Genomic DNA, 19,991 nt, shown 5'->3' with positions numbered 1-19,991 from the left:
CACGTGTCTCTGATCGCTTCTGACCACTTCCGCATCGTTGTCGGCCTCGGCAAGAGCGGCATGTCCCTGGTTCGCTTCCTGGCGAACCAGGGCGTGGCGTTTGCCGTGGCCGATACGCGGGAAAATCCACCGGAACTGGCCACGCTCAAGCGTGACTATCCCCACGTGGAAGTGCGTTGTGGCGAGCTGGACGTCGAATTCCTGTGCCGTGCCGACGAGCTCTACGTGAGCCCCGGCCTGGCGCTGGCGACCCCGGCCCTGCAGGCTGCCGCCGCCCGTGGCGTGAAGTTGTCCGGCGACATCGAGCTGTTCGCGCGTAACGCGAAGGCGCCGATCGTGGCCATCAGCGGTTCCAACGCGAAAAGCACCGTCACCACGCTGGTCGGCGAGATGGCGGCTGCGGCCGGCAAACGTGTTGCCGTCGGTGGCAATCTCGGTATCCCGGCGTTGGATTTGCTTAGCGACGACATCGAGTTGTACGTGATGGAGCTGTCGAGTTTCCAGCTGGAAACCACCGATCAGCTCAACGCCGAAGTGGCGACCGTGCTCAACGTCAGCGAAGACCACATGGACCGTTACAGCGGTCTGCCGGCCTACCACCTGGCCAAGCACCGGATCTTCCGGGGTGCCAGGCAGTTCGTGGTCAATCGCCAGGACGCTTTGAGTCGTCCGTTGATGGGCGAGGGCCAGCCGTGCTGGACCTTCGGCCTGAGCAAACCCGATTTCAAAGCCTTCGGCATCCGTGAAGAAGAGGGCGAGAAATACCTGGCCTTCGAATTCCAGAACCTGATGCCGGTGCGCGAATTGAAGATTCGCGGCGCCCACAACCAGTCCAACGCCCTTGCCGCCCTGGCCCTGGGTCATGCGGTCGGCCTGCCGTTCGACGCCATGCTCTCGGCCCTGCGCACCTTCGCCGGTCTCGAGCACCGCTGCCAGTGGGTCCGTGACCTCGACGGCGTGGGCTACTACAACGATTCCAAGGCCACCAACGTCGGTGCCGCGCTGGCGGCCATCGAAGGCCTGGGCGCGGACATTGACGGCAAGGTCGTGCTGATCGCCGGTGGCGACGGCAAGGGTGCCGAGTTCAAGGATCTGCGCGATCCGGTGGCGGCCAACTGCCGTGCCGTGGTCCTGATGGGCCGTGACTCCGACAAGATCGGCGAAGCCATCGGCGATGCCGTACCGCTGATCCGCGCCGGCACCCTGATCGAAGCTATCGAGCAATGCCGCGCCGCAGCCCAGCCGGGCGATGTGGTGTTGCTGTCGCCAGCCTGCGCCAGTTTCGACATGTTCAAGAACTACGAAGACCGTGGCCACCAGTTCGTCCAAGCCGTGGAGGATCTGGCATGAGCCTCAAAGGCATCATCAAGCCGTATCCATCGCCGCTCATCACCGGGCGCGGTATCGACCTCGACTTCCCGATGCTCGCCGGTTGCCTGACGCTGCTCGGCCTGGGGCTGATCATGATCGCCTCGGCATCGACCGAAGTGGCGGCCGTACAGTCGGGCAGCGCCCTGTACTACATGATCCGCCACCTTATTTACGTGGTGTTGGGCCTGGGTGCCTGCATCGTCACCATGATGATCCCGATTGCCACCTGGCAACGCCTGGGCTGGCTGATGCTGCTGGGGGCGTTCGGCTTGCTGGTGATGGTGATCATTCCGGGGATCGGCCGTGAGGTTAACGGCTCGATGCGCTGGATCGGCTTCAGTTTCTTCAACGTCCAGCCTTCCGAGATCGCCAAGGTGTTCGTGGTGATCTACCTCGCCGGTTATCTGGTGCGTCGCCAGAAAGAAGTGCGCGAAAGCTGGATGGGCTTCTTCAAGCCGTTCATCGTGCTGCTGCCGATGGCGGGCCTGCTGCTGATGGAACCGGACTTCGGTGCCACCGTCGTGATGATGGGTGCTGCGGCGGCGATGCTGTTCCTCGGCGGGGTCGGGCTGTTCCGTTTTTCCCTGATGGTGGTCCTGGCCGTCGGCGCGGTGGTGCTGTTGATTCAAATGCAGCCCTATCGAATGGCGCGCCTGACCAACTTTGCCGACCCGTGGGCCGACCAGTTCGGCGCCGGCTATCAGCTGTCCCAGGCCTTGATCGCTTTCGGTCGCGGCGAATGGCTGGGCGTCGGCCTGGGCAACAGCGTGCAGAAGCAGTTCTACCTGCCCGAAGCCCACACTGACTTCGTGTTCTCGGTCCTGGCCGAAGAGCTGGGTGCAGTGGGGTCGTTGTGCACCGTGGCACTGTTCGTCTTCGTGTGTATTCGTGGCATGTACATCGGTTTGTGGGCTGAAAAGGCCAAGCAGTTTTTTGCAGCTTATGTGGCATACGGCCTGTCGTTCCTGTGGATCGGCCAGTTCCTGATCAACATCGGCGTGAATGTCGGTCTGCTGCCGACCAAAGGTTTGACCCTGCCGTTCCTCAGTTACGGCGGTAGTTCGTTGGTGATCTGCTGTGCCTGTCTCGGCTTGTTGCTGCGCATCGAGTGGGAAAGTCGAACTCACTTGGGCAGTGAAGAGATGGAGTTCCATGAGAGCGACTTCGCCGAGGAGCCGAACCATGGGCGCTAACGTCATGATCATGGCTGGCGGCACCGGTGGCCACGTGTTCCCGGCGCTGGCCTGTGCCCGCGAATTCCAGGCGCGCGGCTATACCGTGCACTGGCTCGGCACCCCGCGTGGGATCGAGAACGATCTGGTGCCGGCGGCCGGTATCGAACTGCATCGGATCAATGCCAGCGGTCTGCGGGGCAAGGGCAAATTGTCCCTGCTCAAGGCACCGTTCATGTTGCTCAAATCAGTCTGGCAGGCGCGGGCGATCATTCGCCGTCTGCAACCGGTCTGTGTCGTGGGTTTTGGTGGCTTTGTGACCGGTCCTGGCGGCGTCGCGGCAAAACTGGCCGGTGTGCCGGTGATCGTTCACGAACAGAACGCCGTGGCCGGTACCGCCAATCGGTTGCTGGTGCCGTTGGCCGCCCGAGTCTGTGAAGCGTTCCCCGACACCTTTACCCTGTCGGACAGCCGCCGGACCACCGGTAATCCGGTGCGCACCGAGCTGTTCCTCGAAACATCGCGACCTGCCCTGGCCGGTCGCAAGGCGCGTTTGCTGATCCTGGGCGGAAGCCTGGGCGCAGAACCGTTGAACAAGTTGCTGCCCGAAGCCCTGTCGCAAGTCGCTGCCGACTTGCGTCCGGAAGTGTTCCATCAGGCCGGCAAAAACCACGATGAAGTGACTGCAGAGCGCTATCGCGCGGCTGGCGTCGAGGCGCAGGTGCAGCCCTTCATCAAAGACATGGCCCAAGCCTACAGCTGGGCCGACCTGGTGGTATGTCGCGCAGGCGCGCTGACCATCAGTGAACTGGCCGCCGCCGGTCTGCCCTCGATGCTGGTGCCTTTGCCTCACGCCATCGACGATCACCAGACCCGCAACGCCGAATATTTGGCCCGTGAAGGCGCAGCCTTCCTGATGCCACAAAGAACGACCGGCGCAGCGGATCTTGCCGCTCGCCTGACAGAGGTCCTGATGCAACCACAACGACTCAACGAAATGGCCGCCGCGGCACGCCGCCTGGCCAAACCTGATGCCACCCGTAACGTGGTCGATAGCTGCCTGGAGGTGGCCCATGGTTGAGAGTCAGAAAGCCATGCCGCAACCGGAAATGCGCCGCATCCGCCGCATCCACTTCGTCGGTATCGGCGGTGTGGGCATGTGCGGGATTGCCGAGGTGCTGCTGAACCTGGGTTATGCCGTGTCCGGCTCTGACCTGAAGGCTTCGCCGGTGACCGAGCGTCTGGAGTCCTTCGGGGCGCAGATCTTCATCGGCCATCGCGCCGAGAACGCCGCGGCCGCTGACGTGCTGGTGGTGTCGAGCGCCGTGAACACCTCCAACCCGGAAGTCGCTACCGCGCTGGAACGCCGTATCCCGGTGGTGCCGCGCGCAGAGATGCTGGCTGAGCTGATGCGTTATCGCCACGGCATCGCCGTGGCCGGTACCCACGGTAAAACCACCACCACCAGCCTGATCGCTTCGGTGTTCGCCGCCGGTGGCCTGGACCCGACATTCGTGATCGGTGGACGCCTGAACGCCGCGGGCACCAATGCCCAGCTCGGCACCAGCCGCTACCTGATTGCCGAAGCCGACGAAAGCGACGCCAGCTTCCTGCACCTGCAGCCGCTGGTGGCCGTGGTCACCAACATCGACGCCGACCACATGGCGACCTACGACGGTGACTTCAACAAACTGAAGAAAACCTTCGTCGAATTCCTCCACAACCTGCCGTTCTATGGTCTGGCGGTGGTGTGCCTGGACGATCCGGTGGTGCGTGAAATCCTCCCGCAGGTCAAACGCCCGACGGTCACCTATGGTTTCGGCGAAGACTGTGACGTGCGCGCCATCAACGTGCGCCAGCAAGGCATGCAGACCTTCTTCACCGTGCTGCGCCCTGACCGCGAGCCGCTGGATGTTTCGGTCAACATGCCGGGCAACCACAACGTATTGAACGCACTGGCGACCATCTGCATCGCCACCGACGAAGGCGTCAGCGATGAAGCCATCGTCCAGGGCCTGTCCGGGTTCCAGGGTGTCGGCCGCCGCTTCCAGGTCTACGGCGAACTGCCGGTGGAGGGCGGCAATGTGATGCTGGTCGATGACTACGGTCACCACCCGACGGAAGTCGCGGCCGTGATCAAGGCCGTACGCGGTGGCTGGCCGGAGCGCCGCCTGGTGATGGTCTACCAGCCGCACCGTTATAGCCGCACCCGTGACTTGTACGACGATTTCGTCAATGTACTGGCCGACGCCAACGTCCTGCTGTTGATGGAAGTCTATCCGGCCGGCGAAGAGCCGATTCCGGGGGCCGACAGCCGCAAGCTGTGCAACAGCATCCGTCAGCGTGGCCAGCTTGACCCGATCTACATCGAGCGTGGTGTCGACCTCGCGCCAGTGGTCAAGCCACTGTTGCGTGCCGGCGACATCCTGCTGTGCCAGGGCGCCGGCGATATCGGCGGTCTCGCACCAAAACTGTTGAAAAGTGAGTTGTTCGCCGGTGCCGTTGCCGCGCCGGAGAAGGGGAAGTTGAAATGAGTGCTGCCTACGCCAACCTGGTCTCCACGATCGCGCCGAAAGACTTCGGCCGCGTCGCTGTGCTGTTCGGCGGCAAGAGCGCCGAGCGCGAAGTGTCCCTGAAATCCGGCAACGCTGTTCTGGACGCACTGCAAACCGCCGGTGTGGACGCGTTCGGCCTCGACGTGGGCGATGACCTGCTGCAGCGTCTGCAGAGCGAAAAGATCGACCGCGCCTTCATCATCCTCCACGGTCGTGGCGGTGAAGACGGCAGCATGCAGGGCCTGCTCGAATGCCTGGGCATTCCGTACACCGGTAGCGGCATCCTGGCGTCGGCCCTGGCCATGGACAAGCTGCGCACCAAGCAGGTTTGGCACAGCCTGGGCATTCCGACCCCTCGTCACGCAGTCCTTTGCAGCGAGGCCGATTGTATTTCGGCGGCGACGGAACTGGGCTTCCCTTTGATCGTCAAACCGGCCCATGAAGGTTCAAGTATCGGGATGGCCAAAGTGAGTTCCGCGTCCGAATTGATCGACGCATGGAAAGCGGCCAGTACCTACGATTCGCAAGTGTTGGTCGAGCAATGGATTCACGGTCCGGAGTTCACCATCGCCACCCTGCGTGACCAGGTGTTGCCACCGATTGCCCTGGGCACGACGCACAGCTTCTACGACTACGACGCCAAATACATCGCCAACGATACCCAGTACCGCATTCCGTGCGGTCTGGACAGTGCCAAGGAAAAGGAACTCATGGACCTCACGGCGAAAGCCTGTGAAGCGCTGGGTATCGCCGGTTGGGGCAGGGCAGACGTGATGCAGGACGCCGACGGGCAGTTCTGGTTCCTGGAAGTCAACACCGCACCGGGCATGACCGATCACAGCCTGGTGCCGATGGCGGCCCGTGCCGCCGGTCTGGATTTCCAGCAACTGGTCCTGGCCATTCTGGCCGAGAGCGTTGTCGGCAAGACTGCCGGTAACCAAGAGTCAATGAGAGGTTAAGGCCATGCAAGGCGCTCAGCTCAGACATCAGCCCACCGTACCGACCGGCCGCAAGCCGGTACCGCGGGGTGCCAGCCGAATGGTGGCCAAAGAGCCGATGTCCGCGCGCCTGCCGAAAGCCAACTTCGGTTTTCTCAAAGCGTTGTTCTGGCCGGTACTGCTGGTGGCCCTGGGGTTCGGTACTTACGAAGGCGCGACACGGCTGTTGCCGTATGCCGACCGACCGATCACCAAGGTCAACGTGCAGGGCGACTTGAGTTACATCAGCCAGCAAGCGGTGCAGCAACGGATCGCCCCTTACGTGGCGTCGAGCTTCTTCACCATCGACCTGGCGAGCATGCGCACCGAGCTGGAAACGATGCCATGGATTGCCCACGCCGAAGTGCGCAGGGTATGGCCGGATCAAGTGGTGATCCGCCTGGAAGAACAACTGCCGGTGGCCCGTTGGGGCGACGAGTCGCTGTTGAACAACCAGGGCCAGGCCTTCACGCCGCGCGAGTTGGCGAACTATGAACACCTGCCACAGCTGTTCGGCCCACTGCGGGCCCAGCAGCAGGTCATGCAGCAATACCAGGTGCTGAGCCAGATGCTCAGGCCGCTGGGCTTCTCGATTGCACGCCTGGAACTGCGTGATCGCGGCAGCTGGTTCCTGACCACCGGCCCCGGCAGCGCGGGTCCCGGGATCGAACTGCTGCTGGGACGTGGCAACCAGGTGGAAAAGATGCGCCGTTTCATCGCCATCTATGACAAGACGCTTAAAGAACAGATTACGAACATTGCGCGCATCGATCTGCGCTACGCCAACGGCCTCGCTGTTGGCTGGCGGGAACCTGTAGCGCCCACGGCAGCCCAACCCGCTGTCGCGAAGAATTAAGAAGAGGCAGGACCCATGGCAAACGTGCAAAGCGGCAAAATGATCGTCGGTCTCGATATCGGCACCTCCAAGGTGGTGGCGCTGGTGGGCGAGGTCGCGGACGACGGCACGCTGGAAATCGTCGGGATCGGTACTCATCCGTCCCGTGGCCTGAAAAAAGGCGTGGTGGTGAACATCGAGTCCACCGTGCAATCGATCCAGCGCGCCATCGAAGAAGCGCAGCTGATGGCTGGTTGCCGCATCCACTCGGCGTTCGTCGGCGTGGCCGGCAATCACATCCGCAGCCTGAACTCCCACGGCATCGTGGCGATTCGTGATCGCGAAGTCAGCTCGGCGGACCTCGAGCGTGTGCTCGACGCTGCCCAGGCCGTGGCGATCCCGGCTGACCAGCGCGTGCTGCACACCCTGCCGCAGGATTACGTGATCGATAACCAGGAAGGCGTTCGCGAGCCTCTGGGCATGTCCGGCGTACGTCTGGAAGCCAAGGTCCACGTGGTCACCTGCGCCGTCAACGCCGCACAGAACATTGAAAAATGCGTGCGTCGCTGCGGTCTGGAAATCGACGACATCATTCTCGAACAGCTGGCTTCGGCCTATTCGGTACTGACCGATGACGAGAAAGAGCTGGGCGTGTGCCTGGTGGACATCGGTGGCGGCACCACCGACATCGCGATCTTCACCGAAGGCGCGATCCGTCACACCGCAGTGATCCCTATTGCCGGCGACCAGGTGACCAACGACATCGCCATGGCGTTGCGCACTCCGACCCAGTACGCCGAAGAAATCAAGATCCGCTACGCCTGCGCCCTGGCCAAGCTGGCCGGTGCCGGTGAAACCATCAAGGTGCCAAGCGTTGGCGACCGTCCACCGCGCGAACTGTCCCGCCAGGCCCTGGCCGAAGTGGTCGAGCCGCGCTACGACGAACTGTTCACGCTGATCCAGGCCGAACTGCGCCGCAGCGGCTACGAAGACCTGATCCCGGCCGGCATCGTGCTGACCGGCGGTACGGCGAAGATGGAAGGCGCTACCGAACTGGCCGAGGAAATCTTCCACATGCCGGTGCGCCTGGGCGTGCCGCATGGCGTGAAAGGTCTGGATGACGTAGTGCGCAACCCGATCTATTCCACGGGCGTCGGCCTGTTGATGTACGGCCTGCAGAAGCAGTCCGACGGCATCTCGTTCTCGGGCATCGGCAGCCGCGACAGCTACAGCAATGAAGAGCCACAGGCTCCGCTGCTGGACCGCCTGAAGAAGTGGGTCCAGGGCAATTTCTGAAGATTTACCGCAACACCGTTACACCGAAGCACGCAGTAGGCGAAAAAACTAGAGAATGTAAAGGAGAGGGAAAATGTTCGAACTCGTAGACAACATCCCCGCAAGCCCGGTAATCAAAGTTATCGGTGTCGGCGGTGGCGGCGGCAACGCTGTCAACCACATGGTCAAGAGCAACATTGAAGGCGTCGAGTTCATCTGCGCCAACACTGATGCCCAGGCGCTGAAATCCATTGGCGCGCGCACCATCCTGCAACTGGGTACCGGCGTGACCAAGGGGCTGGGCGCTGGCGCCAACCCTGAAGTAGGTCGTCAGGCCGCTCTCGAAGATCGTGAGCGCATCGCCGAAGTCCTGCAGGGCACCAACATGGTGTTCATCACAACCGGCATGGGCGGTGGTACCGGTACCGGTGCTGCGCCGATCATCGCCGAAGTGGCCAAGGAAATGGGGATCCTCACCGTTGCGGTGGTGACCCGTCCGTTCCCGTTCGAAGGCCGCAAGCGCATGCAGATCGCCGACGAAGGCATCCGTCTGCTGTCTGAAAGCGTCGACTCGTTGATCACCATTCCCAACGAGAAGCTGCTGACCATCCTCGGTAAAGACGCAAGCCTGCTGTCGGCTTTCGCCAAGGCCGACGATGTGCTGGCCGGTGCCGTTCGCGGTATCTCCGACATCATCAAGCGTCCGGGCATGATCAACGTCGACTTCGCCGACGTGCGTACCGTGATGAGCGAAATGGGCATGGCAATGATGGGCACTGGCTGCGCCAGCGGTCCGAACCGTGCACGCGAGGCCACCGAAGCGGCCATTCGCAACCCGCTGCTGGAAGACGTGAACCTGCAAGGCGCTCGCGGCATCCTGGTAAACATTACCGCCGGTCCGGATCTGTCCCTGGGCGAGTACTCCGACGTGGGTAGCATCATCGAAGCCTTCGCTTCCGAGCACGCGATGGTCAAGGTCGGTACCGTTATCGATCCGGACATGCGTGACGAGTTGCACGTGACTGTCGTTGCCACAGGTCTGGGCGCTAAAATCGAGAAGCCTGTGAAGGTCATCGACAACACCGTTCACACTTCGATGGCTGCACAGCCACAACAACAGGCCCCTGTTCGTCAGGAAGCTCCAGCGGTGAACTACCGTGACCTGGACCGTCCGACCGTCATGCGCAACCAGGCCCAGGCCGGTGCTGCGACTGCCGCGAAGATGAATCCGCAAGATGACCTGGACTACCTGGACATCCCGGCTTTCCTGCGTCGTCAGGCCGATTGATGGAATGTATCAGGGCTATGAAGGTGATTGGTGTTCAGCAAAGGCTCGGTCTGCTATCATCGCCAGCCTTTGTTGATACCAGTTCGCAATTTGCGCTGAAGCGGCCCAAGCCATGATTAAACAACGCACACTGAAAAATATTATCCGTGCCACAGGTGTAGGCCTGCACTCCGGGGAGAAGGTCTACCTGACCCTCAAGCCTGCGCCTGTCGACACTGGCATTGTGTTTTGTCGCGCTGACCTCGACCCTGTGGTGCAGATTCCTGCCCGCGCGGAAAACGTCGGTGAAACCACTATGTCGACCACGCTGATCAATGGCGACGTCAAAGTGGACACGGTAGAGCACTTGCTCTCGGCCATGGCTGGCCTGGGCATCGATAACGCCTACGTCGAGCTCTCCGCGTCCGAAGTCCCGATCATGGATGGCAGCGCTGGACCTTTCGTATTCCTGATTCAATCGGCAGGCCTGGAAGAACAGGACGCCGCCAAGAAATTCATCCGCATCCTGCGTGAAGTGACAGTGGAAGACGGCGACAAGCGCGCCACTTTCGTCCCTTTCGAAGGGTTCAAGGTGAGCTTCGAGATCGATTTCGATCACCCGGTTTTCCGGGACCGCACCCAAAGTGCAAGCGTGGATTTTTCCAGCACTTCGTTCGTAAAAGAAGTCAGCCGCGCCCGTACTTTCGGTTTCATGAGTGACATCGAGTACCTGCGCAAGCACAACCTCGCACTCGGCGGCAGCGTTGAAAACGCAATCGTGGTCGACGCCGATGGCGTACTGAACGAAGACGGCCTTCGCTATGAAGACGAATTCGTGAAGCACAAGATCCTCGATGCAATTGGCGACCTGTACCTGCTGGGCAATAGCCTGATTGGTGAGTTCAAGGGCTTCAAGTCCGGCCACGCACTGAACAACCAGCTGCTGCGCAAGTTGATTGAGCAGACAGATGCCTGGGAAGTCGTGACGTTCGAAGACGCCAGCACCGCACCAATCTCTTACATGCGCCCGGTTGCGGCGGTGTAAGCAAAAAACCTCTCTAGTTTTTTAAAGGCTGCCTTCGGGTGGCCTTTTTTTATGCCCTGATTTCCATGGTGGCAGTGAAGGCCTCTTCGCGAGCAAGCCCGCTCCCACAGTTGACCGCGTTTCTCTGTGCGGGCTTACCCGCGAAGAGGCCAGTCGATTCAGCATAGAATTCAGCCGGCGCACACCACCCGGTTACGCCCCCCTTCCTTGGCCTGATACAACGCCTTGTCGGCGCTGAACAGCAATTGCTCCAGGTTGATATCACTGGCCACCGTCCAGGTGGCAATACCGATACTCACGCTCATCGGCGGCTCACCAGGGTCTACTAGTGGCAGTTTCTGCACCGCTTCGCGGATGTGTTCGGCGATTTGCTTCGCGCCTTCACTGCCAGTTTCAGCCAGGACTACTGAAAACTCCTCGCCACCATAACGAGCCACCAGATCCGCCGGGCGATGGACATTGGCGCGGATGACCTCGGCCAACGCCCGCAAGGCTTCGTCGCCGGCCTGATGCCCGTGCCGGTCATTGAAGGCCTTGAAGTGATCGGCATCGATCATCAGCAACGACAACGGCTTGCCGCTGCGCTGCGCGCGAAACCATTCATGGCGCAGGGTCTGGTCAAGGGATCGACGGTTGGCCACGCCCGTCAAGGCATCGGTGGCCGCCAGTTGCGCCAATTCCTGCTCGGCATTTTGGCGCCGTCGCAGCTCGCGGCAGAGTAGCCAGGTCAGCCACAACAGGCCGATGCACAAAACCCCTGTTGCACCGCTGATCGCGTAGGCCGTGCGGTTCCAGGCAGCGAACACTTCGTCGATGGAAAGGGCCACGATGACGGTCAGCGGCAGATTGCCGACCCGGGTAAAGGTGTACAGGCGCCGTTGATGGTCGACACTCGACACGCTTTCAAAGGTGCCACTGCGCTCGCGCAGCATGCGTGCGACGTTGGGGCGGCTGGAGAGGCTTTTACCGATGGTGTTGGGTTCCCGGTACGGTTTCTGTGCCAGGAGGATCCCGTCGTCGTTGATGATGCCCAGCGTACTGCCGTTGCCGATGTCGAGGCTGCTGAACAGCTGATCGAAATAGCTCATGCGCATCGACGCCACCGCGACCCCCAGGAATTCACCCGTGGGCGATGAAATGCGCCGGCTGAAACTGATGCGCCATTCGTCGCTGTCATCGCAGTCGCACCGTGGCTTGAACGGCCGGCTGATAAACATGCCGGTGTCGCGATTGAAGGCATGGGCCAGGAAGTAATCGCGGTCAGCGAAGTTGCCCGGTTTCGGTTCGATCAATGATGAGTCGGCGAGCACGTCGCCGTGCTTGTCCAGCAGCAGGATGTCACCCTTGTAGCGTGTGGTGGTGGAGCGGTCGAACAACACCAGATGACGGATCTGCGGTGCAACCTGTTTAAGGTCGTCCCGTTGGGCGGCGGCAATCAGGCCCTGCAAGGTCAAGTCATAGAGCTCGACCGTACGCAGGACGTCGGCATCGATCAGTTGCGCAATGGTGGTCGCGCTGCGGGTGGCGGTCTGCTGGGCGTTGGCGTGTTCGCGGATCAGCAGGAAAGTGACGATGCACAGGATCGAGATGACTGTCAGGGTGCTGCCCAGGATCACCATGATTTCGGGTCGCCCGGTCGGGCCTTGAAAATGTGCGGTGCGGCTTGCGGTCATAGGGCTGACGTCTGCTAAAGGGACGCTCTAAGCGTAGTTGCATAAACGTAGCAGCCGAGTGAATCCTTCTTGTTGCTCGAACGATTGACCGTTGACGCGGGCGTCAGTGACTTTCGTTGCAGAAATTGTAATTAAGGCTGAGTCGCCACTATAAAAAAAGCCGCTGACAACAGCGGCTTTGGAGACAACTTTTCAAAGGGAAGAGCCGATGAAAAGTGTCGTTGAAAACGGTAGTGATCGGTGCCGGTCAGCTGTCTTTCTCGACCAGCGGCTTGGCCTGGATGCTGGATGCCTGCGGGACTTGGGAGTCTTGCGCAGCCTTGGCCGTCATCTCGATCCGATGCTCTTCGAACGTCGCGGCACGTGCGGCGTTATGTGCGACGAAAGTCTGCGATTCTTCCGCCATCGCCAATGGCGACAGGAACAAAGAGGACAAAACGAAAGCGCTGGCAATACCCATACTGTTGGACATCTTGGAAACCTTCTTGCTTGGCAAGTGCTGTTTGGTGCGGGCAAAGATAAGGATATGAGACGAGGGGAAAAAGAGCGGATTCATGAAAGGACTGTTACAGCAAAAGCAAAGATCGCAGATATGTCAGACCGGGAGATGGATACCGAAGGTATTCATCCCATGATCGCTGCGCACGAACACATCGCCGCCATGCATCAGCGCAATCGCCTTGACGATGGCCAGCCCCAAGCCGTGATTGTGGCCGCTGTTGCTGCGTGAGGCATCGACCCGGTAGAAACGCTCGAACAGGCGAGGCAGGTGTTCACTGGCAATCGGCGAGCCGGGGTTGGCGATGCCGATGCTGACTTGATGCTCCTGGGCTTCGATCCGCACCTGAATCACCTGCCCGGGCGCGGTGTGCTGTACGGCATTATTCAACAAGTTGATCAACGCCCGGCGCAGATGGGCGATCTCGATCCGCACCTGCGCGTCACCACTGACCTCGACCTGAACCTGAGCGTCCTCGAGAATGAAATCCAGATATTCCAGGGTCGTGGCCACCTCATCGGCCAGCGAGGTCGAGGTGAGTTTGGTCGCCTTGCTGCCCTGATCGGCGCTGGCCAGGAACAGCATGTCGTTGATGATCGAACGCAGTCGCTCCAGCTCTTCGAGGTTCGATTGCAGCACTTCGAAGTAATGCTCGGCGGAGCGTCCGCGGGTCAACGCGACCTGGGTCTGGCCGATCAGGTTGGTCAGTGGCGAGCGCAGTTCGTGGGCGACGTCGGCATTGAACGATTCAAGGCGCGAGTAGGCCTGCTCGACCCGTTCCAGGGTCGAGTTGAACGAGCTGACGAATTGATCGAGTTCCGGCGGTAACGGTGACAATCGCAAGCGTCCCGAGCGCAACGGCGGAGCCAGGCGCTGGGCTTCCTGGGACAGTTTGATCAGCGGCTTGAGCCCGATCCGCGCCACCCAATAACCCAGTGCCGAGGCCAGCAGCACGCCGACAATCGCCAGGCTGATCAGCGCGACCAGCAGGTGATGCTGGGTATGGAAAAACGTTTCGGTGTCGATGGCGATCATAAAGCGCAGCGGCGGGCGCTGATCCTTGGCCGGGAACTCGCTGACCAGCACTTTCAGCGGATACGGGTGGTCCGGCAGATGCATGTCGCGCGTGCCCAGCGGCCCTTGGGCAAAGGCGCGGATCTGCGGGGTCAGGTTGCCGTATTCGTAGCGTGGATCGCCACTGATGATCCAGAAACTGATGCGCTTGTCTTCTTCGCTCAGCAGGTTGAGCTTGTTGTTGATCTTCACCCAGTGCTCGGGCGTGCCGTAACGGCCGACCGTGGATTCGAGCACGCTGTAGCGTGCGTCCAACTCGGCTTCTGGCAGCAGGCCCAGGCCTTTGTCGACCTGCTGGTACAGAGCCCAGCCGATCAGCAGGAACACCAGCAGCGCCACCAGCGTGAACATCCCGCTCAGGCGCAGGGCAATGCTGTTACTGGACACCACGGCTCTCCAGCACATAACCCATGCCGCGAATGGTGTGCAGCAGTTTCTCTTCGAACGGCCCGTCGAGCTTGGCCCGCAGGCGTTTGATCGCGACTTCGACGACGTTGGCGTCGCTGTCGAAATTGATGTCCCAGACCATTTCGGCAATGGCGGTTTTCGAGAGGATTTCACCCTGGCGCCGGGCCAGTACGCTGAGCAGCGAGAACTCCTTGGCGGTCAGGTCCAGGCGTGTACCGGCGCGGGTGGCCTTGCGGCTGATTAAATCTATCCACAGGTCGGCGATGCTCACCTGCACCGGTTCATGGCCGCCGCTGCGGCGGGTCAGTGCTTGCAGGCGCGCCACCAGTTCCAGGAAGGAAAACGGTTTGCCCAGATAGTCATCGGCGCCTTCGCGCAGGCCCTTGATGCGATCTTCCACACGCTCGCGGGCGGTGAGCATGATCACCGGGGTTTGCTTGCGCGCACGCAGGGCGCGCAACACACCGAAGCCGTCGAGGCCCGGCAGCATCACGTCGAGGACGATCACCGCGTAGTCACTCTCCAGCGCCAGGTGCAGGCCTTCCACGCCATCGCGGGCCAGATCCACAGTGAAACCCTGTTCCGTCAGGCCGCGATGCAGATAGTCCGCGGTTTTTTCTTCGTCTTCGATAATCAGAACGCGCATGACCCGCCTCAGTCTGTGGTCGCCAGCACCGGTTCTGGCGCAGGTTCAGGTCGATGGAATAGCCGCTCAAGCCACAAGTATATGACCGGCGTGGTGAACAGCGTCAGCGCCTGGCTCACCAGCAAGCCGCCGACCACCGCGATCCCCAGGGGCTGGCGCAACTCGGCACCGGTGCCATAGCCGAGCATCAGCGGCAGGGCGCCGAGCAGGGCGGCGAGGGTGGTCATGATGATCGGCCGGAACCGCGTGATGCAGGCCTTGAAAATCGCTTCCTCAGGCGACAGCCCGCCATTGCGCTGCGCTTCGAGGGCAAAGTCGATCATCAGGATGCCATTCTTTTTCACGATACCGATCAGCAACACCAGCCCGATCAGCGCCATGATCGAAAAGTCCTGGCCGCAGATCCACAGCATGATCACCGCGCCGAGGCCCGCCGAAGGCAAGGTCGAAATGATCGTCAGCGGGTGCACGAAGCTCTCGTAGAGCACACCGAGAATGATGTACACCGCCAACAGCGCCGCCAGGATCAGCCATGGCTGGCTGGCCAGCGAACTCTGGAACGCCTGGGCCGCGCCCTGGAAATTACCGCTGATGGCGGTCGGCATGCCGATGTCGGCCTTGGCCTGGTTGAGCATGATCACCGCATCGCCCAACGCCACGCCGGGGGCCAGGTTGAACGACAGGTTGGCCGCCGGGAACATCCCGTCATGGGCGATGGACAGCGGGCCGATGGTCGGCGCATCGAACCTGGCCAGGGCCGACAGCGGCACCATTTCCCCGCTCAGGGGCGAGCGCAGGTAGAAGTAGTTGAGGCTTTCGGCCTTGCCGCGCTGTTTGGTGTCCAGTTCCAGAATCACGTTGTACTGATTGATCTGGGTCTGGAATTCATTGACCTGGCGCTGACCGAAGGCATCGTACAGGGCTTCGTCGACGTCGCTGGCGGTGAGGCCGAAACGTGCCGCGGCGCTGCGGTCGATGCTGATGTGGGTGATGCTGCCGCCCAGTTGCAGGTCGTTGGAAATGTCGCGGAACGCCGGGTTGGCGCGCAGTTTTTCCGTCAGGCGCTGGGTCCAGGTGCTGAGGGTCGCACCGTCGTTGCTCTTGAGCACGTATTGGTACTGGGCGCGGCTGGGGCCGGAGCTGAGGTTGATGTCTTGCCCTGCACGCAGGTACAGGACGATGCCCGGGACTTTCATCAGTTGTGGGCGAATCCGGTCGATGAATTCGCTGGCCGAGACGTCGCGATCCCCGCGTTTTTTCAGGGTGATCCAGAAGCGGCCGTTGGCAATGGTCTGGTTGCTGCCCGAGACGCCGACTGAGTGCGAGAAGGTTTCGACAGCGGGGTCGGCGGCAACGATTTCGGCCATCGCCAGGTGTTTTTTCACCATGTCGCCGTAGGAAATATCGGCGGCGGCTTCAGTGGTGCCAAGGACGAAACCGGTGTCCTGGATCGGGAAGAAACCTTTGGGAATGAAGATGTAGCCGGCAACGGCCAGCGCCAGCGACAAAGTGAACACGCCGATCATCATTTTCTGGTGGGCGAGGGCATGGCGCAGACCTTTTTCGTACCACGCCAGCAGACGTTCACCAAAGCCCGGTTTGCTATGAGCGTGATGCACCGGTGCCCGCATGAACAGCGCTGCCAGCGTTGGCGCCAATGTCAGCGAAACCACCACCGAAATCAAAATGGTAGAGGTGGCGGTCAGGGCGAACTCCTTGAACAGTCGGCCGACCACACCGCCCATGAACAGCAGCGGAATGAACGCTGCGACCAGCGAGAAACTGATCGACACCACGGTAAATCCGATCTCGCCGGCACCCTTGATCGCCGCCTCGCGCATGCCGTCGCCGGCCTCGAGATGTCGGTGGATGTTTTCCACCACCACGATCGCATCGTCCACCACAAAGCCCACGGCGACCACGATCGCCACCAGCGTGAGGTTGTTCAGGCTGAAGCCCATGACGTACATCAGCGCAAAGCTGGCGATCAGCGACACACCGAGCACTGCCGACACGATCAGCGTGGCCGACAGTTGGCGCAGGAACAGCGCCATCACCGCCACCACCAGCATCACGGCGATCATCAAGGTGATTTCCACCTCGCGCAGCGAAGCGCGGATGGTCTGGGTGCGGTCGATCAACACCTTGACCTGCACCGAGGCGGGCAACATCGCCTGCAGTGCCGGCAACGCGGCCTGAATGCGATCCACTGTCTCTACGATGTTGGCGCCTGGCTGGCGGAAGATCACCAGGTTCACACCCGGTTGCGAACCCGCCCACGCCTGAACGTAGGCATCTTCCGAACCGTTGACGACTTTCGCGACATCCTTGAGGTGAACCGGTGCACCATCCTTGTAGGAAACGATCAACTGGCTGTATTCGTCGGGGTGGAACAACTGGTCGTTGGTCGACAGGGTCGAGATGCTCGATTCGCCGTACAGCGCACCCTTGGCCAGATTGAGGCTGGTCTGCTGGATCGCCAGGCGAATGTCCGCCAGGGTCAGGCCGATGGCGGCGAGTTTGTCGGCGGACACCTGGACACGGATCGCCGGACGCTGCTGACCGGTGATGACGACCTGGCCTACACCGTCGACCTGACTGAGCTGACGGGACAACAAGGTTTCCGTCAGGTCGCTGAGCTCAGGGCCAGGCATCAGCGAGGAGTTGACGCTGAGGATCAGCACCGGGCTGTCGGCCGGGTTGACCTTGCGCCAGGTCGGCAGGTTCGGCATGTCCTTGGGCAGTTTGCCCGCGGCGGTGTTGATCGCCGCCTGCACTTCCTGGGCCGCGGTGTCGATGCTCTTGTCGAGGGTGAATTGCAGGGTCAGGTTGGTCGAACCCAGTGCACTGCTTGAGGTCATCTGGGTTACGCCGGGAATGGCACTGAATTGCACTTCAAGGGGCGTGGCCACCGAGGAAGCCATGGTTTCCGGGCTGGCGCCGGGCAATTGCGCGGCCACCTGGATGGTCGGGAATTCTGCCTCCGGCAACGGCGCTACCGGCAGGCGCGGAAACGCGATGACACCCAGCAGCACCAGGGCGAACGTCAGCAGGACCGTGGCCACCGGGTGGTCGATGCACCAGGCTGAAATCGAACCATGGCCCTTCATTGCGCGGCCTCCGATCGCACCACTTGAGGCGGCTCGGTCAGTACTTGCACAGTAGCGCCGGGCTTGAGCCGCGACTGACCATCGCTGACCAGTACATCACCCGGCTTCACGCCCTTGATGATGTCCTGGCCGCTGCCTTGATAGACCATCTGCACCTGCACGGCTTCGACCTTGTCCCCATTGACCCGGTACACAAAGTGCTGGTCGAGGCCGCGTTGTACGACTGTCGGCGGCACCACCAGCGCATCTTTATCCAGGGCTGTCTGAATCTTTACCGTCACCAGCAGGCCCGGCCAGAGCTTCTGTGCGTCATTGTCGAATTCGGCCTTGGCGCGGATGGTGCCGGTGTTGGCGTTGATCTGGTTGTCGATCAGGGTCAGGTGACCTTCGCCGAGCAGGTTGCCGGTTTCGCCGTCGGTGTCGGCACCGATGTAGGCCTTGACCCGGGCGTGCCGTGGGTCGTTGATCAGACCCTGCAAGGTCGGCAGCATTTGCTGCGGCAGGGAGAATTCCACAGCGATCGGGTCGATCTGGGTCACTGTGAACAGGCCTTGGGTGTCGGTCATGCGCAGGAAGTTGCCTTCGTCGACGGTACGAATGCCGACACGACCGCTGACCGGGGAGCGAATTTGTGTGTAGGAAAGCTGTACCTCGGCGGAGTCAATCGAAGCCTGGTTGCCTTGGGCGGTGGCCTTGAGCTGGTTGACCAGGGCCTGTTGCTGGTCGTAGGTCTGCTTGGACACGCCGTCGTCGACACTCAACAGCTTGTAGCGCTTGAGGTTGACCAGCGCCACTTGCAGTTGCGCCTGGCTTTCGCCCAGTTGTGCCCTGGCCTGGTCGAGGCTGGCGCGGATCGACCGGTCGTCGATGGTGGCCAGCAGGTCACCTTTTTTCACCAGTTGGCCTTCCTTGACCATGATTTTGGTGAGAATGCCGTCGATTTGCGGGCGGACCACGACGCTGTGCAGGGACAGCACCGAGCCGATGCCGCTGACGTAGCGCGGCACGTCTTTTTCGGCGACGGCGACCACGCGCACGGGGATGGCGGTGGGGGTGGCGAGTTTGGCCTTGGCCGGTTTGGTGGCGTACCACAGGCCCAGCGCTGCCAGGACGATCAGAAGGGCGACGAGCAGGGCGGGGTTTTTCTGGATTCGCATGCGAGTGGGGCGCCGGGGCTGGGTTTTGGGTCGAAGGGGAGTTTCCTTTATAAACCTGTTTGGTGGTCAGGAGGGTGACGGCTAACTGACGGCGCTGTCAGTTTGGGTTTCCTTGGCGGCCTATGGGCCGACCATGTTGTGGGTGACCGTGTACATATCCGTTTCTTCGGTAACGGCGGCTGGCGGTTTCGCCCTTACGGCGAGTCCCTTTTGGCAAACGCCCCAAAAGGAACCAAAAGGTCTCGCCCCGAACGTCCGGCCCCTCGGCCCTCCGGTCGGCTTCGCTTCGACCTACATGCAATGAGTTCGACTGCGTCGAACGGCGCTGCGCGCCAATCCCCGGATAAACACCTCCACTCAGCCTCCCGAGGGGGCGGGTGGATCAAGATCAAGAGCTGCAGGCGAGCTAACGCTCGGCCTGATGAGTGGTGAAGAGCGTGGGTGTACGCGGCTTTTGCTTTTGCTTTTCTGTGGGAGCGGGCTTGCTCGCGAAGGCGGCTTACCTGCTTACATAGATGCTGGATGTGCAGACGCCATCGCGAGCAGGCTCGTTCTCACAAAGAATCAATCCATGAGCCGAGAGATGATCAATTCGCCACCCGAACCCCACCCAAACTCCCGCTCAACTCATACGCCGCCAATTCCGCCTGATGCGCCGCCAGCAATTCCGGCAATGACCCGCGCAGGTATTCCACCCAGGTCTTGATCTTCGCATCCAGGTACTGGCGCGACGCCATGGCGACATTGTCCAGTCGAACTGATTTCAAGCGCATACGTGCTCCTGCACGAACTGGCTTACCAGCGAAGGCATCCATGCATTCGCAATAAAATGAAGGCGAACGCTGCAAGCTTCCTCCGCTGAGACATTTCTAATCCGGGTCAAATAGTCCCGTTCCGGACGATTCCTACGCGCCCCTCAGAAGCTTC

15 protein-coding genes and 1 pseudogene are annotated in these 19,991 nt (G+C 61.3%); 9 read left to right on the top strand and 7 right to left on the bottom strand.

Annotated elements, in window-relative coordinates; translation table 11 throughout:
- Positions 1–3 precede the first annotated feature (3 nt).
- The 9 genes from murD to lpxC all read left to right on the top strand — a co-directional run bounded on the left by murD (position 4) and on the right by lpxC (position 10,497).
- Positions 4–1,350, top strand: coding sequence for a UDP-N-acetylmuramoyl-L-alanine--D-glutamate ligase (murD, locus tag ASD95_RS17910; protein WP_056726221.1), 1,347 nt, complete (start codon positions 4–6; stop codon positions 1,348–1,350).
- The gene (gene ftsW, locus ASD95_RS17905) at positions 1,347–2,564 is read left to right on the top strand and encodes a putative lipid II flippase FtsW (protein ID WP_056726220.1); all 1,218 of its coding nucleotides are present in this window, start codon (positions 1,347–1,349) and stop codon (positions 2,562–2,564) included. Before murD ends, ftsW begins: the two co-directional genes overlap by 4 nt.
- Entirely contained in the window at positions 2,554–3,624 is a 1,071-nt protein-coding gene (gene murG, locus ASD95_RS17900; RefSeq protein ID WP_056726219.1) for an undecaprenyldiphospho-muramoylpentapeptide beta-N-acetylglucosaminyltransferase, read from the top strand. The genes ftsW and murG overlap by 11 nt, the downstream gene beginning before the upstream one ends.
- A complete protein-coding gene (murC, locus tag ASD95_RS17895; protein WP_056726218.1) occupies positions 3,617–5,077 on the top strand; it encodes a UDP-N-acetylmuramate--L-alanine ligase in 1,461 nt (486 codons plus the stop codon). The genes murG and murC overlap by 8 nt, the downstream gene beginning before the upstream one ends.
- A complete protein-coding gene (locus ASD95_RS17890) occupies positions 5,074–6,057 on the top strand; it encodes a D-alanine--D-alanine ligase (protein ID WP_056726217.1) in 984 nt (327 codons plus the stop codon). The genes murC and ASD95_RS17890 overlap by 4 nt, the downstream gene beginning before the upstream one ends.
- A 4-nt stretch (positions 6,058–6,061) precedes the next feature.
- A complete protein-coding gene (locus ASD95_RS17885; RefSeq protein ID WP_056726216.1) occupies positions 6,062–6,931 on the top strand; it encodes a cell division protein FtsQ/DivIB in 870 nt (289 codons plus the stop codon).
- 15 nt (positions 6,932–6,946) lie between these two features.
- Positions 6,947–8,206 (top strand): cell division protein FtsA, encoded by a 1,260-nt coding sequence (gene ftsA / locus ASD95_RS17880; protein ID WP_007972611.1) that lies wholly within the window; start codon positions 6,947–6,949, stop codon positions 8,204–8,206.
- A gap of 73 nt (positions 8,207–8,279) precedes the next feature.
- Complete coding sequence (gene ftsZ / locus ASD95_RS17875) at positions 8,280–9,473, top strand: cell division protein FtsZ (RefSeq protein ID WP_046041931.1); 1,194 nt, start codon at positions 8,280–8,282, stop codon at positions 9,471–9,473.
- A gap of 112 nt (positions 9,474–9,585) precedes the next feature.
- Positions 9,586–10,497 (top strand): UDP-3-O-acyl-N-acetylglucosamine deacetylase, encoded by a 912-nt coding sequence (gene lpxC / locus ASD95_RS17870; RefSeq protein WP_007916984.1) that lies wholly within the window; start codon positions 9,586–9,588, stop codon positions 10,495–10,497.
- A 170-nt stretch (positions 10,498–10,667) separates the two neighbouring features.
- Here lpxC and ASD95_RS17865 read toward each other — a convergent pair whose 3' ends face one another.
- The 7 genes and pseudogenes from ASD95_RS17865 to ASD95_RS17835 all read right to left on the bottom strand — a co-directional run.
- Complete coding sequence (locus tag ASD95_RS17865; protein ID WP_056726215.1) at positions 10,668–12,170, bottom strand: sensor domain-containing diguanylate cyclase; 1,503 nt, start codon at positions 12,168–12,170, stop codon at positions 10,668–10,670.
- 247 nt (positions 12,171–12,417) lie between these two features.
- Positions 12,418–12,642: a hypothetical protein gene (locus ASD95_RS17860; protein WP_056726214.1), complete on the bottom strand. Its 225-nt coding sequence runs from the start codon at positions 12,640–12,642 to the stop codon at positions 12,418–12,420.
- Between the two features lie 123 nt (positions 12,643–12,765).
- Positions 12,766–14,130, bottom strand: a complete 1,365-nt coding sequence (locus ASD95_RS17855) for a heavy metal sensor histidine kinase (RefSeq protein ID WP_056726213.1) — start codon at positions 14,128–14,130, stop codon at positions 12,766–12,768.
- Complete coding sequence (locus tag ASD95_RS17850) at positions 14,120–14,797, bottom strand: heavy metal response regulator transcription factor (protein ID WP_056726212.1); 678 nt, start codon at positions 14,795–14,797, stop codon at positions 14,120–14,122. Before ASD95_RS17850 ends, ASD95_RS17855 begins: the two co-directional genes overlap by 11 nt.
- Positions 14,798–14,805: 8 nt before the next feature.
- Entirely contained in the window at positions 14,806–17,907 is a 3,102-nt protein-coding gene (locus tag ASD95_RS17845; RefSeq protein ID WP_056726211.1) for a multidrug efflux RND transporter permease subunit, read from the bottom strand.
- Positions 17,904–19,064, bottom strand: a complete 1,161-nt coding sequence (locus ASD95_RS17840) for an efflux RND transporter periplasmic adaptor subunit (protein ID WP_056726210.1) — start codon at positions 19,062–19,064, stop codon at positions 17,904–17,906. Before ASD95_RS17840 ends, ASD95_RS17845 begins: the two co-directional genes overlap by 4 nt.
- A 587-nt stretch (positions 19,065–19,651) precedes the next feature.
- Positions 19,652–19,795, bottom strand: a pseudogene (locus tag ASD95_RS17835) (LysR family transcriptional regulator); the annotation flags it as partial.
- Positions 19,796–19,991 lie beyond the last annotated feature (196 nt).

The organism is Pseudomonas sp. Root71 (assembly GCF_001429045.1).
GTDB classification, from domain to species: Bacteria; Pseudomonadota; Gammaproteobacteria; order Pseudomonadales; family Pseudomonadaceae; genus Aquipseudomonas; species Aquipseudomonas monachiensis.
Note: the sequence above shows the minus strand (reverse complement) of the source record. Positions and strands in the feature narration are given on the sequence as shown.